2 protein-coding genes are annotated in these 1,960 nt (G+C 36.1%); both read left to right on the forward strand.

Features of this window, described 5'->3' with window-relative positions; all coding sequences use genetic code 11:
- Window positions 1-88: 88 nt before the first annotated feature.
- Window positions 89-1,114: an IS21-like element ISEc57 family transposase gene (gene istA, locus EXE10_RS20745; protein WP_102025745.1), complete on the forward strand. Its 1,026-nt coding sequence runs from the start codon at window positions 89-91 to the stop codon at window positions 1,112-1,114.
- The gene (istB, locus tag EXE10_RS20750; protein ID WP_001053381.1) at window positions 1,114-1,887 is read left to right on the forward strand and encodes an IS21-like element ISEc57 family helper ATPase IstB; all 774 of its coding nucleotides are present in this window, start codon (window positions 1,114-1,116) and stop codon (window positions 1,885-1,887) included. Before istA ends, istB begins: the two co-directional genes overlap by 1 nt.
- Window positions 1,888-1,960: the final 73 nt, after the last annotated feature.

Here is a 1,960-nt window from a genome sequence, read left to right on the forward strand (position 1 = left end):
TGTTAGCGGCAATGTAAAAATGACCCCCCAACAGCATTTGAAAATTGACCCCCTTGGTTAATATAGTGGTCTTTTTGGACTGCTCAACATGTTAACTTTGGAGCAAGCAGTGACAATCCAAATACTTCATCAACAAGGTCAATCTATTAAGGCAATTAGCCGCGAACTCGGTATTTCTAGAAATACTGTGCGTAAATATTTACGATCTCAAGTAACACCTAAATATCAACGAACACAATCTAAAGTGAGTATTCTTGAGCCTTATAAACCGTATTTAATCAAACGTGTAAATGCCGCCGATCCAGAATGGATACCGGCTGCAGTGTTGTATCAAGAAATCTTGCAAAAAGGCTACACGGGGAAAATTAGAACACTACAAAATTATCTCAATACATTAAAGCCAACTAAACAACCAGAGCCGATTAAGCGATTTGAGACTCAACCAGGTCAACAAATGCAGGTTGATTTCACAACAATTCGACGTCATCACACCACATTAAAAGCATTTGTTGCAACTTTGGGATACTCTAGAGCAACCTTTGTTAAGTTTTATGATCATGAACGTTCTGATGCATGGATTGATGGCTTAGAAAGTGCTTTTCAGTTCTTTGGTGGTGTTCCTAAAGATGTATTATTTGATAATGCTAAGGCCATTATCATTGAACGTGATGCTTATCAAGATGGTCAACATCGCTGGAATGCTAAATTACTTGATTGTGCTAAGAAATATAACTTCCGACCACGTGTTTGTAAGCCATATCGTGCGCAAACAAAAGGTAAAGTAGAACGCTTTAATAGTTATTTGAAATCAAGTTTTATCGTGCCATTAAAAGCAAGTTTAAAGGTGGTTGACCTTAGCTTAGATGTTGATATGGCAAATGCCTATATTGGTCGATGGCTTAGTGAAACAGCAAATCAACGCATTCATGCAACAACTAAAGAAAAACCAAGTACTCGTTTGCTTGAAGAACAACAATATTTTTCTTCATTACCTTTATTTAATGATGGTTCTAAAAAATCTGTAATTGATGATGTTAGCCCATCATCACTCATACCTCATGAGAGTGTTCAACACCCCTTATCAATCTATGATGAATTACTGGAGGTTTCTTAATGAATTTACAGTATGAGCGTATTGAACAGCTTTGCCGTCAGCTTGGTCTACAAACAGTGGCATCACAATGGTCACATCATGCACAACAAACCTTAGCAAAGGATGGCAGTTATGCAGATTTCGTTGAAGCTATGCTATTACATGAATACACAGCCAAGCAGCAACGTAGTCAACAGATTCTTTTACAACTTTCAGGTCTTACTCAAATCAAAACGTTGGAGGCTTATGATTTTAATTATGCTTTAGGTGCTCCAAAGTCGCAGTTGCTTGAACTATTTAATTTAAGCTTTATTCCAAGAGCTGAAAATGTTGTATTTATTGGTGCAAGTGGTGTTGGGAAAACACATCTATCAATGGCTTTAGGCTATAAGGCAATTATGAATAATATTAAGACTAAGTTTATTACTGCAGCTGATTTAATGTTGCAACTTAGCCTAGCTTATCAACAAGGTAAATTAAAAAACTACATGCAACGTGTTGTACTTGCTCCAAAGTTATTGATTATCGATGAAATAGGATATTTACCATTTGGTCGTGAAGAAGCAAATTTATTTTTTAATGTTATTGCCAAGCGCTATGAAAAAGGCAGTACGATTTTGACCAGTAATTTACCATTTAGCCAGTGGTCTAAATCATTCGCAGATGATGTTACTTTGACAGCAGCAATGTTGGATCGTTTATTACATCATTGTCATGTTGTACAAATATCTGGGGAAAGTTATCGTCTAAAAGATAAAAAGAGAGTAGGAATTCAACCACAAATTGAGTCTTAATAAATCATCAAAGGGGTCAATTTTACTTTGCTGTTTTAAGGTAAAAGGGGTCAGTTTTAAATTGCCGTTGACA

The sequence above is a fragment of the Acinetobacter sp. WCHAc060033 genome, from assembly GCF_004209125.1.
Lineage (GTDB): Bacteria > Pseudomonadota > Gammaproteobacteria > Pseudomonadales > Moraxellaceae > Acinetobacter > Acinetobacter wuhouensis.

Excerpts from the sequence above, each read along its gene's own strand:
- istA (WP_102025745.1), top strand. The coding sequence starts at position 89 with ATGTTAACTTTGGAGCAAGCAGTGACAATCCAAATACTTCATCAACAA.
- istB (WP_001053381.1), top strand. The coding sequence starts at position 1,114 with ATGAATTTACAGTATGAGCGTATTGAACAGCTTTGCCGTCAGCTTGGT.